This is a genomic window from Desulfonema magnum, from assembly GCF_017377395.1.
GTDB lineage: Bacteria > Desulfobacterota > Desulfobacteria > Desulfobacterales > 4be13 > Desulfonema_C > Desulfonema_C magnum.
On record NZ_CP061800.1, the window covers coordinates 6,461,369 to 6,478,164 of the forward strand.

The 16,796-nt window shown below is 43.8% G+C and carries 18 protein-coding genes; 6 read left to right on the forward strand and 12 right to left on the reverse strand.

What is annotated here, in order from left to right:
- The 3 genes from dnm_RS24690 to dnm_RS24700 form a co-directional block, all read right to left on the reverse strand.
- A complete protein-coding gene (locus dnm_RS24690; protein WP_207679552.1) occupies positions 1-519 on the reverse strand; it encodes a type II secretion system protein in 519 nt (172 codons plus the stop codon).
- Between the two features lie 122 nt (positions 520-641).
- Positions 642-1,253 carry a PulJ/GspJ family protein gene (locus tag dnm_RS24695; RefSeq protein WP_207679553.1) on the reverse strand — a complete coding sequence of 204 codons (612 nt, stop codon included), beginning with the start codon at positions 1,251-1,253 and terminating at the stop codon, positions 642-644.
- Positions 1,250-1,717 carry a pilus assembly FimT family protein gene (locus tag dnm_RS24700; RefSeq protein WP_207679554.1) on the reverse strand — a complete coding sequence of 156 codons (468 nt, stop codon included), beginning with the start codon at positions 1,715-1,717 and terminating at the stop codon, positions 1,250-1,252. The genes dnm_RS24695 and dnm_RS24700 overlap by 4 nt, the downstream gene beginning before the upstream one ends.
- Before the next feature lie 814 nt (positions 1,718-2,531).
- Between dnm_RS24700 and dnm_RS24705 the strand changes: the two genes are divergently transcribed.
- The gene (locus dnm_RS24705; RefSeq protein WP_207679555.1) at positions 2,532-3,818 is read left to right on the forward strand and encodes an adenylate/guanylate cyclase domain-containing protein; all 1,287 of its coding nucleotides are present in this window, start codon (positions 2,532-2,534) and stop codon (positions 3,816-3,818) included.
- Here dnm_RS24705 and dnm_RS24710 read toward each other — a convergent pair.
- Together dnm_RS24710 and dnm_RS24715 are read right to left on the reverse strand one after the other, a co-directional pair.
- Complete coding sequence (locus dnm_RS24710) at positions 3,798-4,082, reverse strand: hypothetical protein (RefSeq protein WP_207679556.1); 285 nt, start codon at positions 4,080-4,082, stop codon at positions 3,798-3,800. The two genes, dnm_RS24705 and dnm_RS24710, sit on opposite strands and share 21 nt — an antisense overlap.
- Before the next feature lie 74 nt (positions 4,083-4,156).
- A complete protein-coding gene (locus dnm_RS24715; RefSeq protein ID WP_207679557.1) occupies positions 4,157-4,462 on the reverse strand; it encodes a hypothetical protein in 306 nt (101 codons plus the stop codon).
- Between the two features lie 217 nt (positions 4,463-4,679).
- Here dnm_RS24715 and dnm_RS24720 point away from each other — a divergent pair, with 217 nt between their 5' ends.
- Positions 4,680-5,780, forward strand: coding sequence for a transposase (locus dnm_RS24720; RefSeq protein WP_207677902.1), 1,101 nt, complete (start codon positions 4,680-4,682; stop codon positions 5,778-5,780).
- Between the two features lie 130 nt (positions 5,781-5,910).
- Here dnm_RS24720 and dnm_RS24725 read toward each other — a convergent pair whose 3' ends face one another.
- Positions 5,911-6,135, reverse strand: a complete 225-nt coding sequence (locus tag dnm_RS24725) for a hypothetical protein (protein WP_207679558.1) — start codon at positions 6,133-6,135, stop codon at positions 5,911-5,913.
- 308 nt (positions 6,136-6,443) lie between these two features.
- On the reverse strand, positions 6,444-6,701 hold the full coding sequence (locus tag dnm_RS24730; protein ID WP_207679559.1) for a hypothetical protein: 258 nt from the start codon (positions 6,699-6,701) through the stop codon (positions 6,444-6,446).
- A 52-nt stretch (positions 6,702-6,753) separates the two neighbouring features.
- On the opposite strand from dnm_RS24730, the gene dnm_RS24735 reads away from it, so the two are divergent.
- On the forward strand, positions 6,754-8,865 hold the full coding sequence (locus dnm_RS24735) for a tetratricopeptide repeat protein (protein WP_207679560.1): 2,112 nt from the start codon (positions 6,754-6,756) through the stop codon (positions 8,863-8,865).
- A 29-nt stretch (positions 8,866-8,894) separates the two neighbouring features.
- Here the strand turns inward: dnm_RS24735 and dnm_RS24740 are convergent, their stop codons facing one another.
- Positions 8,895-9,260, reverse strand: a complete 366-nt coding sequence (locus dnm_RS24740; RefSeq protein WP_207679561.1) for a pilus assembly FimT family protein — start codon at positions 9,258-9,260, stop codon at positions 8,895-8,897.
- A gap of 649 nt (positions 9,261-9,909) precedes the next feature.
- Here dnm_RS24740 and dnm_RS24745 point away from each other — a divergent pair.
- Complete coding sequence (locus tag dnm_RS24745) at positions 9,910-10,860, forward strand: glycosyltransferase family 2 protein (protein ID WP_207679562.1); 951 nt, start codon at positions 9,910-9,912, stop codon at positions 10,858-10,860.
- Between the two features lie 317 nt (positions 10,861-11,177).
- On the opposite strand, the gene dnm_RS24750 is transcribed toward dnm_RS24745, so the two are convergent.
- The gene (locus dnm_RS24750; RefSeq protein ID WP_207679563.1) at positions 11,178-12,035 is read right to left on the reverse strand and encodes an aldo/keto reductase; all 858 of its coding nucleotides are present in this window, start codon (positions 12,033-12,035) and stop codon (positions 11,178-11,180) included.
- A gap of 355 nt (positions 12,036-12,390) precedes the next feature.
- Positions 12,391-13,332: an HD domain-containing protein gene (locus dnm_RS24755; protein WP_207679564.1), complete on the reverse strand. Its 942-nt coding sequence runs from the start codon at positions 13,330-13,332 to the stop codon at positions 12,391-12,393.
- A gap of 206 nt (positions 13,333-13,538) precedes the next feature.
- Between dnm_RS24755 and dnm_RS31390 the strand changes: the two genes are divergently transcribed.
- Positions 13,539-13,661 carry a hypothetical protein gene (locus tag dnm_RS31390; RefSeq protein WP_276571827.1) on the forward strand — a complete coding sequence of 41 codons (123 nt, stop codon included), beginning with the start codon at positions 13,539-13,541 and terminating at the stop codon, positions 13,659-13,661.
- Positions 13,662-14,084: 423 nt separating this feature from the next.
- Here the strand turns inward: dnm_RS31390 and dnm_RS24760 are convergent, their stop codons facing one another.
- On the reverse strand, positions 14,085-15,692 hold the full coding sequence (locus dnm_RS24760) for a sodium:solute symporter family protein (protein ID WP_207679565.1): 1,608 nt from the start codon (positions 15,690-15,692) through the stop codon (positions 14,085-14,087).
- A 377-nt stretch (positions 15,693-16,069) separates the two neighbouring features.
- Between dnm_RS24760 and dnm_RS24765 the strand changes: the two genes are divergently transcribed.
- Complete coding sequence (locus dnm_RS24765) at positions 16,070-16,465, forward strand: hypothetical protein (RefSeq protein WP_207679566.1); 396 nt, start codon at positions 16,070-16,072, stop codon at positions 16,463-16,465.
- A 1-nt stretch (position 16,466) separates the two neighbouring features.
- On the opposite strand, the gene dnm_RS24770 is transcribed toward dnm_RS24765, so the two are convergent.
- Positions 16,467-16,790, reverse strand: coding sequence for a branched-chain amino acid transport AzlD family protein (locus dnm_RS24770; protein WP_207679567.1), 324 nt, complete (start codon positions 16,788-16,790; stop codon positions 16,467-16,469).
- Positions 16,791-16,796: the final 6 nt, after the last annotated feature.

Consider the following 16,796-nt stretch of genomic DNA (forward strand, 5'->3'; position numbering starts at 1 on the left):
TTACTCCAGATTCCTGAGAAACACCCGTTTTGTAAATGTTGAATCCGTTTCATCTGTAATTTTTAAACTTAATGTAATCTCAATCATAGCCAGGGACGGGGCGGAAGAGACGGGCGGATATGTTTCCAAAGCCGTGGAACCGTAATACGATCTCAGATATGTTAAATTAAATGATTCTACAGCGTCACTGTCAATCAGAATATCATCGTCAATCTTTAGCGGATGGCCTTTCCCTGCCCAGGAAACAGTATGTTCATCATCGTCACGCCTGAATTTTACGGATTCCGGATCATCCGGAAGGGATGAGGCAGAGATGACTGATGAGGCAGCACCAAATTCTCTTGCAAGCCTGGACATGGCCAGCCCGGCTTTTTGAACAGTTTCCGCATTCTTTTTTGAATATATAAAACCATCCGCAATCTGAACCAGCCCCAGCCCTGCGATGGCCCCCGCAATCCCTATAAGTATCAGAGATGCGATTAATTCAACAAAAGTAAAACCGCTGTCTTTAATTTTCATTAGAAATCCCTAATCTGCCACAGTGAATAAGGCGGTTAAGGTTCCGCCGTCATTATAAGTATCAGAGATGCGATTAATTCAACAAAAGTAAAACCGCTGTCTTTAATTTTCATTAGAAATCCCTAATCTGCCACAGTGAATAAGGCGGTTAAGGTTCCGCCGTCATTTTTTATTGTCACTCTGAGAATATCCTTGGAATCACCACCTGAAATTTCCACCTCAGAAAAATTAATAAATTTAATAAACTTGTTTTCTTTTACATAATATTTTCCATAGGTCTTTTCTTTCATATTGTTCGGATCCGCTGCCCCGATTTTATCCGCTAAGATGCTAAGTTCGTTCCCCTTCCCATTTTCAGTCCAGGTTACAGTGCCGTCACTGACTGTCCCACTGGCAGGCCAGATAGGTTCAGAACTGTCGCTTGTTCCGGCATTTGTACATTTATACACCCGTCCGTTATCTGTAAGGGGAATGATCATTGCATCAGCGGAATAGTCTGTCTCCTTACGCCATTGTACCGACTCCCGCCATTTTAAAGGACTCACATAATCTGCCATAATATTTTCCATAACCGTATGAAGTGCAAGCGTTTTTTTTAATGTGACAAGCGGAATGGTGCTATGAATGACAGATGAGGCAAAAAATGAATACATCATGCTCCCCAGAACAGACGCGACAATCAGTGTGGTAATAAATTCCAGCAGGGTAAAACCGCGTTGGGCAAATGATTTCATGGAATGACCCCCGTGTTTTTTTTTATGGTGATAATTGTTGTCAAATCAGTAAGCGTGATGATTTTATCAGCAGGAAGCGGGCTTCCTGATTCGTCAACCGGTGTCCCCCATTTATTAAAGGTGACAACAGCGGGATCAACTGAAATTCCCAGAATATGGGTGGCAGAATTCTCGAATGGAAGATTGACCGGTATCACAGTGCCTGCCTCACTTATTTTTGACAGCGTATATGAATCAGAGGGAGATGATGAAAAAGAAATTCTCCAAAGATAAACATCATCGGACAAGGCTCTGAGTTGAGCATAACGAAGATGATTCTTAATTGTATCAATTTTGCTGATGATGGGATTCGGAGGGAACCACATGCTGCTGAATGCAAAAGCACTGACAATTCCAATCAGCATCACAACCGCCATCATTTCAATTATCGTGAATCCGTTGTTATTTCTGAGATAAATATTCATTTGTGATTTGTGATTTGTGGTTTGTGATTTGTGATTTGTAATTTGTAATTTGTAATTTGTAATTTGTGATTTGTAATTTGTAATTTGTGATTTGTAATTTGTGATTTGTGATTTGTGATTTGTAATTTGTAATTTGTGATTTGTGATTTGTGATTTGTAATTTGTAATTTGTAATTTGTAATTTGTGATTTGTGATTTGTGATTTGTAATTTGTAATTTGTAATTTGTAATTTATTTGTATTCGGCAACTTCAAAGAAGCAACCCCGGTCGGGTCTGCGCTGATGAAAATCCGATTTTGTTGGCTCACCTCTGCACGGATTTTGTATAAGAATAGGGATTCATAAGAAAAAGATTAAATTTTCTCTTATCATTCTCTTTTTATAAAAAATCCTTGTGAATTGTCAATCAGAAAATTCAGTTCGTAGTTCCGCGTTTAGGCGGTGCGACACCGCCTAAACGCGGAACTACGAACGAACGGGTATGTTCATTCTTGGGAATTGCCTGACCCCGTCTGGCAGAAAAAATTATCTGAAAGCAGGTGTTTGCTACCTTAACATACTGTTTTTACCCCATTGATTTTTTGCGCTGTTCTGTGAAAAAATTCAGGGATTAGGAATTTATAATTTTCAATATATTAAAACAAAGTTGTGCTTACATAAAAAAGATGTTAATTTAAAAAGATATGACAGTGTTTTTTTCTATAAGTCATACGCAATTTATGTAGGCGTGTTGACATTCAGTCAGATTTTTCTTACATCTTTTTGGTTAAAGTTCCTTTTCTTCGGGCATTAAAAACAAAGCTGGAGACACACATTGAAGAATAAAATCCGACAATATACCTATAAACAAGTTCGTATCTGGGATCAGATGGTATTAATCGGTATCGGACTTGCAGCAATTTACTGGGTGCTTGACTCTTTTATGCTGATGCTTGACACGGGCAATTTTAACCTTTTTCAGTTATTGTTCGGAACAAGTTTGGATGACAGTTGGACACGCCTGGTGGTGTTATGTCTTTTCATCATTTTTGGCTCCCATGTCCAATTCACGATGAATGCCCGAAAGCACGCTGAAGAGGAGCATCAAAAGACTGAAGAACAATATCACACTCTTGTGAATAACATATCTGTTGGGATTTTTCGAGCCACGCCGGGACTTAATGGGAAATTTCTCATGGCAAATCCGGCTTTTCTCAAAATCATCGGTGTTGAGTCGGAAGATGAACTCAGAAAAATGAATGTTGCTGATATATATGAAAAACCTGATGAGGGGAAGATTATTTTGGATAATATTCTTCCCCGGGGAGAAGTTCCATGGGCAGAGATACGGCTGAAACGCAAGGACGGAACTCCTTGCTGGGCGATGTTCACCGCTAAAATGGCACATGGAAAGGACAGCAAAGGTTTCAGATATTTTGATACAATAATTGAAGATATCAGCGAATATAAGCAGTCGGCAGCAGCCCATGAACACTTCCAAAAACTGCTCTCGCCTGATGTGGCTGAAATGCTGGCTTCGGGCCGGCTAAAGACGGAGAAAGGCGGTCAGAAACGAGTCGCCAGCGTATTATTCGCCAATATCCGGGGATTCACTGCCATGAGCGAAAGAATGAAACCCACGGAAGTCCTCAGAATGCTTAATGAATATTATGAAGGAATGGTGAATATCGTATTCCGCCACGGGGGAACGGTTGACAAGTTCATTGGTGACGAAATCATGGTGATCTGGGGCGCACCGGTGGCCCACGATAATGATCCTGTCCGCTCGGTTCATGCAGCCATTGACATGCAATCCATGCTTGCTCAATTAAATGAAGACTGTCCCGCGAACAGGCAGATTCGGATTGGTATCGGCATCAACACCGGAAGTCTGGTGGCCGGATACATCGGGTCCACTTGTCTGATGAGCTACTCAGTCATTGGTGACACAGTCAATACCGCATCCAGGCTCTGTTCAGCAGCCAAGCCGGGGCAGATCATCATTTCCGAAGAGACTTATAATCATGTGAAAAGTGTTTTTGATATTGCCGAACTCAAGCCGATTTTGGCAAAAGGCAAGGCCGAACCCATTCGAATCTTTTCAGTGAACAATGAGCAGTAGTAACCAGCTACTCGTTCCCAGGCTCTGCCTGGGAATGCGTACTCGAGGCTCTGCCTCGCCTGGCATATCACATGAGTGATCAGCAGTGTGATGAACACACGAGGCAGAGCCTCGGTTATGCGTTCCCAGGCGGAGCCTGGGAACGAGAAAAACAATGAGCAGTCGTAACCAGCTACTCGTTCCCAGGCGGAGCCTGGGAATGCGTACTCCGAGGCTCTGCCTCGCCTGGCATATCACATGAGTGATCAGCAGTGTGATGAACACACGAGGCGGAGCCTCGGGTATGCGTTCCCAGGCGGAGCCTGGGAACGAGAAAAACAATGAGCAGTAGTAACCAGCTACTCGTTCCCAGGCTCTGCCTGGGAATGCGTACTCCGAGGCTCTGCCTCGCCTGGCATATCACATGAGTGATCAGCAGTGTGATGAACACACGAGGCAGAGCCTCGGGTATGCGTTCCCAGGCGGAGCCTGGGAACGAGAAAAACAATGAGCAGTAGTAACCAGCTACTCGTTCCCAGGCGGAGCCTGGGAATGCGTACTCCGAGGCTCTGCCTCGCCTGGCATATCACATGAGTGATCAGCAGTGTGATGAACACACGAGGCAGAGCCTCGGGTATGCGTTCCCAGGCTTCACTACCGTACACTTTTTTTAACTATTTTTAATTATTATATAAAGACGACCATAGTTGGTTTGAAATTTAAATAACTGTTTGTTTTTTAAATTTTTTTAAGATTCACCATCGGCTGTTTTTTCTGAGTAAATATTACTCATCTGAGATTATGACACAAAAAAATCTTAACAGAAAAATATAATAATGGTATGACAGCTTTCAGAAAATAACAGATAACAGGGAGGCTGTCATGAGCGACAATGTGAACAGATATCGTGAGATCAGAAAGGCTTTGGACAATATGTATCCGAAACAGCCGAAGGGAAACGAGGCCCGGCGCCTGAACACGCTGGCCGCGATAATCAGCGGCATCACGGGGAGCGGGAGCTGCCAGCTTCCGAAAATTGCAGGCAAAGTTCCGGATGAGAACGCCGCGCCGGCGAGTGTGGAAAAGCGTATAAAACGTTGGATTTCCAATGACAGCATTGAATCTGAAACATTTTTTCTGCCGTTCGCACAGGCGCTGCTGATCAGTCTGGGACTTTCCGAAATTGTGCTGGCAATGGACGGAAGCACGGTCGGCCGGGGATGCGTAACCCTGATGATCAGTGTGATTTATAAAAAACGTGCCCTGCCCCTTGCTTACACGGTGGTCAGAGGTAAGAAAGGTCATTTCCCGGAAGAAAGCCATGTCGGACTGGTCGGGGAGGTTGCCAACGTGATACCGGAATCCGCGCAGAAGGTTATTTTTCTTGGTGACGGAGAGTTCGACGGTGTCGGTTTGCAAAAAAATCTGGCCGAACGGGGATGGCTGTATGTGTGCCGAACGGCATATAATACCAAAATTTTTTGGGACGGAGAGGAGCATCGTCTTAATGTTCTCGGTGTGTTCACGGTTCCGGACAGCTATCGGTACATACGCAATGTTTTGTTCACAAATAAAAAATACGGACCGGTGACGGTTGTCGTCTGGTGGGCGAAAGGAAATAAGGAACCGATATATCTGGTTACGAATATGAGATCGCCCTGGGAAGCCTGCCAATATTATTCCAAACGGTTTCGTATCGAAACATTTTTTTCCGACCAGAAAAGCCGGGGGTTTAATATTCATAAAAGTCATATTTCCGACCCTGACCGGTTGCGCCGCCTTATGATCGGAGCGTGTCTTGCCTACATCTGGATTGTGTTCCTGGGAACACTGGCAACGGAACAGGGCTGGGACAGAATTATTCACCGTGCCGACCGATGTGATCTGAGTCTCTTTCAATTAGGTCTGAGCCTGTTGGAATATTTTTTAAATTACGACATACCTGTTCCGGTTGCCTTTCAAATGTTCAATCCGACTCTCTAGTCATCAATCATAAACGGAACCTGTGTCACATACAATTTATAAAATAAAATCAGATTATTATAAAAAGTGTACGGTAGTGAATCCCAGGCGGAGCCTGGGAACGAGAAAAACAATGAGCAGTAGTAACCAGCTACTCGTTCCCAGGCTCTGCCTGGGAATGCGTACTCCGAGGCTCTGCCTCGCCTGGCATATCACATGAGTGATCAGCAGTGTGATGAACACACGAGGCAGAGCCTCGGGTATGCGTTCCCAGGCGGAGCCTGGGAACGAGAAAAACAATGAGCAGTAGTAACCAGCTACTCGTTCCCAGGCTCTGCCTGGGAATGCGTACTCGAGGCTCTGCCTCGCCTGGCATATCACATGAGTGATCAGCAGTGTGATGAACACACGAGGCAGAGCCTCGGGTATGCGTTCCCAGGCGGAGCCTGGGAACGAGAGAAAAGGCAAGGCCGAACCCATTCGAATCTTTTCAGTGAACAATGAGCAGTAGTAACCAGCTACTCGTTCCCAGGCTCTGCCTGGGAATGCGTACTCCGAGGCTCTGCCTCGCCTGGCATATCACATGAGTGATCAGCAGTGTGATGAACACACGAGGCAGAGCCTCGGTTATGCGTTCCCAGGCGGAGCCTGGGAACGAGAAAAACAATGAGCAGTAGTAACCAGCTACTCGTTCCCAGGCTCTGCCTGGGAATGCGTACTCCGAGGCTCTGCCTCGCCTGGCATATCACATGAGTGATCAGCAGTGTGATGAATACACGAGGCAGAGCCTCGGGTATGCGTTCCCAGGCGGAGCCTGGGAACGAGAAAAACAATGAGCAGTAATAACCAGCTACTCGTTCCCAGGCTCTGCCTGGGAATGCGTACTCCGAGGCTCTGCCTCGCCTGGCATATCCCATGAGTGATCAGCAGTGTGATGAACACACGAGGCAGAGCCTCGGGTATGCGTTCCCAGGCGGAGCCTGGGAACGAGAAAATGATTAATAAAGAAGACGGCTTTGACCTGCACATCAATTGGCATTTCCCAGAGGCAAAAAGGTATGGTTTCACTTTCATTATTCTCTTTGTCTCACTCATCATCATATATGGAAACAGCTTCCATTGCGAGTTTCATTTTGATGATTTCCCCAATATTGTGGATAATCCCAATATTCATCTGAAATCGCTGTCCTGGGAAAATATAAGAAAAACCTTTTATGGAACATATTACAATCAGGAAAAAATTCTTCGGCCATTTTCCTTCCTGACTTTGGCGTTCAATTATTATATTGGCGGCCATAATGTCTTTGGATATCATGTGGTCAATTTTGCCATACATTATGTTGCATCTGTCTTTTTGTTTCTGTTCATTTACAACACATTGAAGCTTCCGCTGATCAGGGGGGAATACGAAAAAAGTGCATATGCCACAGCTCTGCTCGCTGTTTTTATCTGGGCCACTCATCCCATACAACTCACTGCTGTAACATATATTGTCCAGAGAATGGCGAGCCTGGCAGGGGTGTTTTATATCATGGCAATGTATTTTTATCTCAAAGGACGGATATGTGATAACAGAAACAGAAAAATTAAGTTTCTGATACTCTGCGGGGTTGCGGCCCTGCTAGCATGCGCCAGCAAAGAAAATGCAGCCATGCTCCCGGTGAGTTTGTTTTTATATGATTTATTTCTTATCCAGGGTGTTACAAAGGAAAAACTGAAGCGTAATCTCAGAGTGATGCTTGTTTCTGTCCTGATATTCGTTTTAGCAGGTGTTCTTTACTCTGATTTTTCATCACTTTTAAATCTCTATGAAAACCGACAGTTCACTTTCATAGAAAGGCTGCTCACAGAACCGAGAGTAATCCTTTTTTATATAACACTGCTGTTTTATCCTATTGATTCCCGTCTGACCCTGCTCCATGATATTGAAATTTCCAAATCTGTTTTTGTTCCCTGGACCACCCTGCCGGCGATAACAATCATTCTTATTCTTATTGGAACGGCTTTGTGCATTTCCCGAAAAAAGCCCTTTATCGCCTATTGTATTCTCTTTTTTTTCCTGAACCACCTTATCGAAGGATCAGTCATCCCCCTGGAACTGATATATGAGCATCGGAATTATCTGCCATCCATGCTCTTTATCGTTCCTCTGGCAATATTCATGATCAGGGTGCTTGATTATTTTTCATACAAAAAAAGCATTCAGTTCTTAATGGCATTCGGATTTACCTTTGTTTTGTTCTCCCAGGCGCATACCACATACAGCCGTAACATGATTTTTCAAAATGAGTTTACCCTCTGGACCGATAATATAGCCAAATCACCTGAACTGAGCCGTCCGTATAATAATCTTGGAACCGAATATTGGAAACTCGGACTTCATTCTAAAGCCTTTGAGGAAATGCAAAAAGCACTTGAAATGAAGAATGTTTCAAATATAAAAGCAACTGCGATTTATCATGAAAATATCGGAATGTATTATTTAAAAAAGAAAGATTATGATCAGGCAAAGCATCATTTTCTGACAGGCACTGAAATTTGTAAAGGGAATCCACATCCACGAACCCTTTACGGGCTTGCAATGGTATATTATAAAGAGGGCAATTTAGCTGAATCACAAAAATTGATAGAAAAAGCAATCTTGAGCAAGCCTTCCGAACTGCAATACCATCTGATTCTGAGCCTGCTTTTACTGAAATCCGGCGATGTTGGTGAGGCTGTGACGGGGGCCAACTACATACTCAGAATGGATCCTGATTATGCGTTTTCTCTGATGATACTCGCAGAAGCTATGAAGATAAAAGGGAGATATGATGCGGCGATTCTTTACTGGGAGCGGTTTTTGAAAAAATATCCCCGCTATCTCACAGGTCATTTGGCCCTGATTGAACTGCTTTCCATGACAGGAGAAAAAGAAAAACTCAATATTGTTCTGGGGCGGATAATGTATTTAAAAGGAAAAAAAAGCTATCTTGAGATCATATACGAGGGAACTGATGATGATATCGTCGTGTATGAGCCTGAACCGGATATTTTACTGCCCATTATCAGTAAAGGTCTTGCTGATCAGAGTAATGAAATAACGAACTCGAACTCAGACGGATAAAAATATAAGATGGATTTGCTTTGCCTTGGCTACAGACCCGGCCTTTTCCAAAAATAGGTTGCAGTCTTTTCTTCTCTTGTTACTGTTATCAAAATACCAGTTGTTCCCGAGGCTTCGAAAGTGAAAGTAAAATCTCCTCCGACCTGATTGCTGGCGTATTTGGCAAGGGTCGTCATATCTGGTTCAGCATCATTTGATAATGATAATCTGGCATATTGCATAGAAACGGATGACTGGCCTGCGGAGAGCGCACCATCAACAGCCTTTTGTTTTGCCGTTTCAGTTAGACTCATAAACTTGGGAACGGCAACAGCCGCCAGAATACCCAAAATAACCAGAACCGCTATAATTTCAATAAGAGTAAAACCCTTCTGGTTTTTGATAATTTTTTTCATATGTTTCATTTTAAACTCCTCCCTGTATCACTATAAAAATATTGCATAAAATATGCCAATATTTGGTCAATCTGGAAATTATCAGAGAATTTTAAAAATAAGTCACTAACTTCATATAATTATATACAACTATATATTTTAGTTTTTTTTATCAAATTTGTCAAACCCAAATAAAAACCACAGAAACTTACAAAAATTGTAGAAAAAGTATCACAATTTGCTAACAGAACAGGAACGTAGGGTGGGTTGCGCTTCGCTCCACCCACCCTACATTGTTTGTAATCGGGTATGTTATTTATTTCGAATTCCCTAAGACATACTCTTTGTATTTTATAGTTGATCTGTGTGGTCTGCACAGGATATGAAAAACATTTTTATACTCAGTATCAGTTAAATCGAAAAATTTTTGGGCTGTCGCAGGGCGGACGCTAGGGACGGGGGAGAAACCCGGCTTTTTCCGGCCGGGGAGACACTTCGTCCGGGAAAAAAGCCGGGTTTCTTAGCTCCCGCATACAGCTTGGAAACTTTTCGATCTGCTGAATATAACATTTCTTCTGAAATGATCCGAGTTTATTTTTATCCATTTCATAAAACAGAGGGAAAAGTCAATAGGGCAGAGAGAGTATTTTGAGGAGACTGGTAAAGCATAATGTATAAAGACAAAACCATATGTGTGGTAATTCCGGCATATAATGAAGCAACACAGATTGGCAGGGTTCTTGAAACCATGCCGGCCTGTGTGGACAAAATTGTGGTTATTGATGATGCCAGCGAAGATGGAACCGCTGATATCGTAAAAAAATATCTGCAAGATGGCAGACAGATCACACTGATACAGCATGAAACAAATCAGGGCGTGGGCGGGGCTGTTGCAACCGGTTATAAATGGGTGAGAGATAAGGAATTTGATATAGCTGTCAGAATGGATGGTGATGGTCAGATGAATCCGGAAGATATGCAGGCATTGCTTGACCCGGTGGCAGAAGACAGAGCCGATTATTCCAAAGGGAACCGGCTTATCACCGGTGAAGCTTATCAAAAAATCCCTAAAATCAGATATTTTGGCAATGCTTTTCTTTCATTGCTGACCAAAATTGCGTCAGGTTACTGGCATGTTGCAGATTTCCAGTCCGGTTACACGGTGATCAGCAAAAAAGCCCTTCATGCCATTGACTGGGATAAAATGTATAAACATTACGGACAGCCCAATGATGTTCTGGTGCGCCTGAATGTCTTTTCCTTCAAAGTTGCTGACGTTCCTGTCCGGCCGGTTTACAACATCGGTGAAAAATCCGGAATAAAAATAAACAAGGTGATATTTACCATCAGCTGGCTGCTGATAAAAATGTTTTTTTGGCGGATGAAAGAAAAATATGTTATTCGGGATTTTCACCCGCTGGTTTTTTTTTATGCCCTGGGAGGATTTTTTGGCGTAACCACATTTTTATTGTTTGCAAGGGTTTTTTCTTTTTGGATTTTAATCGGACACATCCCACCCATCAACGCACTTGCGGCATTTTTTTCTTTTATGAGTGCGAGTCAGTTCACACTTTTTGCCATGTGGTTTGACATGGAGGCAAACAAAGATTTAAAAGGATAAAAACATTCTGGCAGGCTCTGTCCGTTTATGAAAAAAGTGTTAGGTGTTAGGTGTTAGGTGTTAAGTGTTAGGAAAAATTACAAATTTTTCCTACTTCGTTGTGTCCACAGGTCATGGGAGCTTATATGAAAAAGTGTTAAGGGAACTCAAAATAAACAATATCGCTGATTCAGAAAAATGTAGGGTGGGTGAAGCGCAGCGGAACCCACCGGAGAGACTATTCGGTGTTTGGATATAACTGCCTGGCTCGGATTAGGAATTCCGAGCCATGAACGCCGGATTGATCAATCCGGCCGGAGCAGACAGGATGACTGCTCTCAGATGGCTCCCCGATAAAATGCCAGCTGTTTTGCATACATTTCAAACACCTGCATCAGAGAGCGTCTTTCCTGGTCAGATAACGGTCTCGGATCGCTGCCGACATTCGCCAATGTCCTGACCTCATCAGGTGTGGAACATCCCACAATCGCCACGGTAATCTCATGGGAAAGGGCATAACGGATCAGCATTTCAGCAGTTATCCCGAATTTTAAAAGAATATAATGGGATGCGCCCAGTATTTTCATTCCGATCACCGCAATTCCTTTTGCCTTTGCCGCGGGCAGCGTTGAGGTCAGAAAACCGCCCAGCACCTCCTCCACCGGATTGACAGGCATCATGACCGAATCCACGGGCCATTCCTTCACGGCTCTGGTGAGGATGCGGGGATCATGATGTCCGGTAACACCGATGAAGCGGACTTTCCCGGATGATTTGGCCTCCAGGAACGCCTCCAACGCGCCACCAGTATCTGAAATTGCCTTTAAATCCTCATCCGTTCTGACATCATGAATCTGCCACAGATCCAGATAGGAGGTTTTCATGCGCTGAAAGGTCTGCTCAAGGTCTGCCAACGCGCCTTTTTTATCTCGGCTGGCTGACTTGCTGGCCTGAAAAATACCGGCCCGTGTTTCCGGGATTTCTCCCCAGACCGAGCCATAATAAAGCTCGCTGTCAGCATATACCCTGGCTGAATCAAAATAGGTGATTCCCTGTTCAAGTGCCGTCCGGATCACCGCCCTGGCGTCTTGCTTCCGGCCATGGGTACGAAGAACGCCTTCGCCTCCCAGACCGACCCGTGTGACTGTTCTGCCTGTATTTCCGAAAATATGGGTTGTTATTTTTTTATCCGTCATGGCTCTGCTCCTTTCTGTCCTTGTTTTGTTGTTCATAATTATCAGTTATGACTCAGGGCTGTCCTGAATGAGTAAAACATGAAAGAGCATTATTGTTTCCTAAAAATGCGGAGATGGCTTTTGAGAATATCCGTAACATCTCGTTAAAAAAATAATCCTTCTCGTTTTCGGGTTTTGTTCAGAAATAACAAAGCCTGATTCCCCCCTTTCTCTCCACAGAAATTTTGTATAAAAAGAGGAGTATGAGAAGCGGATAAAATCCTTTCTTATGAATCCTGTTTCTTATATAAAATCTCTGTCACGAGATCAGGAAGCGAATCAGGCTTTGTTTTTCTTAGCACCTGAGACCTTTTATTTAAAGGCCATGATCATCTTTTCCATACTTTTCCCGAACTTTGTCAACGATTCCATGACGTTTGAGATGTTTACGAGGATCGGAACCCGGAATTTCGAGAATTTGTTTGAGATAGTTTTTTTGTCTGTCTATGGCTTCCTGATATAAATTCCTTTGGATATCCCACCTTGAAGCGAAATGCAATCTCAGAAAGCGGTCATTCTCATCTAAAATGGCTTTGATATATTCCGCGGTGAATTCGTAGAAGTTGATTGTCTTTCGCAGAAGATCCACCTCATTTTCAAAAGTGGATGCCAAATTGCATTCTTTGATCTCATGGTACAGAAACAGAAGTTTTTCCAGATAGATACGGTCAGACATCTGCGCCAGCAGATCGGCCGTGCATAACATTTTGCCGAGAAATTCGGCCCGGGTGCAACCGGACCTTACGCTAGGGATATTCGAAGCAATCTTGGTGCAGAAAATCATACAACGCCCCATATCAATTTCTTCATCTGATAATCCGTGCTTCTGACCATAGCGTTTCAAAAAATCAGCACCTCTTCGGACATATGTAAAAGTATGTTTGCCCCCAGTACCTTGCTTATCCCATTCTTCCTGAATATATCCCACATCATGGAAAAGCGCCGCGATCAGGCTTATCGTAATCTCCCGGTCAGTAAAGGTTTTACCGTCAAGCGTCGCACCGTGGAACAGTCGTGTCATGGTAAGGAATACATTCATTGTATGGCGGAGATCATGATAATCCGTATTGCATGCCTTATATCCCGGATAATTGCCCTTGTAAAGTTCGACAACCGTAAGAAACGCGGAGACAACCGGGACACTATTAAACTGAGGAGATATCAGGTTGAGAGTAATCTGAACCTCCTCCAGCACGGCTTCCGGAAAATCTGCGTTCACAAGATTGGAAAGTTGTATGTCATTTATTATTCCGTCCATGGCAGAGTGTCTCTTAAATAAAAGCTGATGGTTATTGACTTGCATTTAATCACTGTTTTAAATCATTTCTGAGGGCCGAGGCTGATATGAATTTTGTCGGAGATACCACGCAATAAGACAACGAATGATTGCAGCCCTGTTATAAAAAATATTATACATCTCATTTTCGTTATTGTCAACCAAACTGAAAACTTGAAACTTGAAACTTGAAACTGGAAACTGGAAACTTGAAACTTGAAACTGGAAACTTGAAACTTGAAACTGGAAACTGGAAACTGGAAACTGGAAACTGGAAACTGGAAACTGGAAACTGGAAACTGGAAACTTGAAACTCGCAGGTTTGGCGAATTTTCATGGATGCCTATGCTTCTGCTCCGAGTTTTAAATTTCAAGTTTCTAATTATTAATTACAACTTATTTTAAATAATATGACAGAGAAATAAGTGAGTCAATGGGTGGAAAGGCGTATTCAGGGGGGGGGAAAAATTCTAATCAGGGGCCAGAACAATCTGAATTTCAGCAGATCAAATCTGATGAACTTGGGGGAACGTCAGTTAGCAGGATATAAAAAAGCTGATTATAACGGATTTAGGGAGGCCGGCCAAGCCCTCTAAGGGCGGCATATTTGTAGCAACAGGTTTGAACAGACCCCGCAAGCCCTGTAAGGGCGGCATATTTGCAGCATTTGCCGGCCCTTCCCTAATTCTGTTATAATCAGAAAAAAGAAACAGGGTTCTTTTAAAATGTTTGTACTAATCCTTGCGCACCCAGGCCAACATCACCATGGTCTGAGCGGCTGATAAAACAATAAAATATCCCATCCACAGAGGAACTCCCATGAATACCGGCTGAGATTCCCCCCATGCCCAGAAGTCTGTTGCCAGTGAAAATATTCCTATCAATAGATAGAAATAGGGTCTGTAAAGACAGTCCGGCAAACTGAATTCAAACGCTTTTTCTTTTTGTAATAAGACGATGTGCGTAAGCAGATAAACAAAAAAGGTGATGATCATGACCCACACTACCGGCAAAAATATGCCTGAAGGAATCCATTTAAAATAGAATGTGAGCAGAGCGATTTCTCCGCAGATAATCGAAAGAATTGCAGAAAGCGGGAAAACCTTTTTGAAATAAAGCCCGAAAAAGACTGTTGGGAAAAGAACAGCAAGTCCCGTAAATGTCTGGGTGGCGATTTGGAGAATCGTCGCAGGCGGTTTGCAGGCAAGCGCGAGCCCGGCCAGGCTCAGAAAAATTACAAACATACGACCGGTCAGGCTGTTATTGTTTTTTTCTTTTTTTACCAGCGGAACAACATCATGGGTAAAAATGGAACTTAACGTGAGGAGCTGAGAATCCATGGTTGACATAAGGGCGGCCAGTCCCGCGGCCATGACAAGGGCGGCCATGGCATCTCCTGAGATTAAGGTCAGCACCATTGGGAGAATGCGATCCGCCTGTTTACCGGCCAGATCAGGAAAGGATAATCTGCCTAACACTCCCACCGCGATGGGCATGAAAAATACAACTGTACAGATAAGGGGATAGAGAACCATGGTCCTGGAAATGTTACGGTCACTTTTTGCCGTGAAAAAACGCTGAAACAGTTGCGGGAACATGGGATCACAGAAAAACCAGAGCAGGATATAGCTGAACCAGATACCCAGGGTATATTTGCCTGATCCCCCGGGACGGGAGAAAAGTTCAGGCCAGGATGCCATGACTTTCTGATTTGCAACAACAAATCCCCCGTGATGCCGGGCGATCATGATCAGCGACACCAGCAGCAGGATAAACATTATTGTTCCCTGAAACAGATCTGTCCAGGCAACAGCCCGCATTCCCCCGCGAAGGGTATAAAGTCCGATAATGGCTGTTACCAGCATACACCCGTAAACATACGGAAGTCCCACAAGTTCTTCCAACGCATAGCCTGCGGCCATGGGTTGTAATGCCAGATATGGTATGGTAAAAAATATCATGACCAGGGCAAAAATAAATGACAGCGCAGGGCTGTTGTATAACGCCCTGATGAGTTCGGGCGGCGTTACCAGGTTGCGCTCCCGGCCCGCTTTCCAGATTTTTCTGCCCAGGATCCAGAATGTCAGCGCCATAAAGCCGGTTCCGAATCCCATGATGGGGAAAAAAGCATACCCGTCCCGGTATCCCGCGCCTGATGTGCCGAACACGGTGAAAGCGGAAAAATTGGTGGCCACCATGGTTCCGATGAGAACCAGGGTTCCGAGTTTCCGATCTGCCAGAAAATACGTTGCCGGTGATGATTTCCATCGTGTCCGGGCAATGAGACCGATGACCAGCACTGTGAGAAAATAAGCAATTAATACAGTGATCTTTACAAACATGAAACCTCCTCTGATTAAAATTTGAAAATAAAAAAAGCCATCCCCACTCAAGGTTGGGATGGCTTTTTACCTGACATAACCTGACGTTTTAAAGACCTCCGACGGTTTCAAAATGTCGGAGGGCTTCGCACATATTTAATTTTGAAATGCTCTTATCGTTTTTTATTTATGGTGTCAAGAAAATAAAAAGAAACGCTTCTGACTTAATAAATTCAGTAACATGATTCGGTTTTATCTGTCCGGGCCAAACGAGGAATATTCCCGGGTTGTCTTTTTCTGTTCTGAAAAGATGCCTTGAAATAATGAGAATCGCTCTTATTTTATCTTTAATGTTTTTTACTCATCTTAAAATTTTCAGGTGTTGAAAGGAGTCGCCAATGAATGATAAAGCCAAAATTGAAAATACCAAAAAAATAACGATCTCTGCTGAAGCAGGAAAAACTCCGGATTCCGCAGACTTAACGCCATGGCCTTTTCAGTTTGAATTTATCTTTGGCCTGGGAACGGAAGGTCTGACTCCGTTTGAGTACGAACTGGCCGACAAAGCCGAGGGGGATGAAATTTTACTTCATCTGAAGCAGGAAAACCTTCATGAAACTTTTGAGCATATTTGTGTGCCTTTTCATCATTTGTCAGACCACCCGGATGCTTTTTACCTGAAAGCTCAGGTCGTCAAAGTGGCTCCGGCAACAGACAGAGAAATTGTAAAGGCCATGGCAGGAGGGTCCAGTTGCGGTGATCATTGCTGTGGTGATGGCTGCTGCCATCTCTGATTCAGATCATCCTGCCTGCAAGCCAGAAAAGTGACATGCCCACGACAACGGTGCCGCCCAGGGACTTTGTTTTCAGGGCAAAGATAAAGGTGGGAATGGCAACCAGCAGTTCCGGCTGAAAAATCGCCAAATGTCTTGGGTCGCCAGTTGTGATGAGCGCGGGTAAAAGCAGCGCGCTCAGTATCGCGGCAGGAATCAGGTCGAGCCATTCCACAATAACATCGGGAAGGTTTTGTTTTGTCAGAAAGAAAAGGGGAATCCACCGTGGCAGAAACGTCACAAGCCCCATTCCGATAACAAGCATCAGATATTCATTTTCAATCATAAGCTG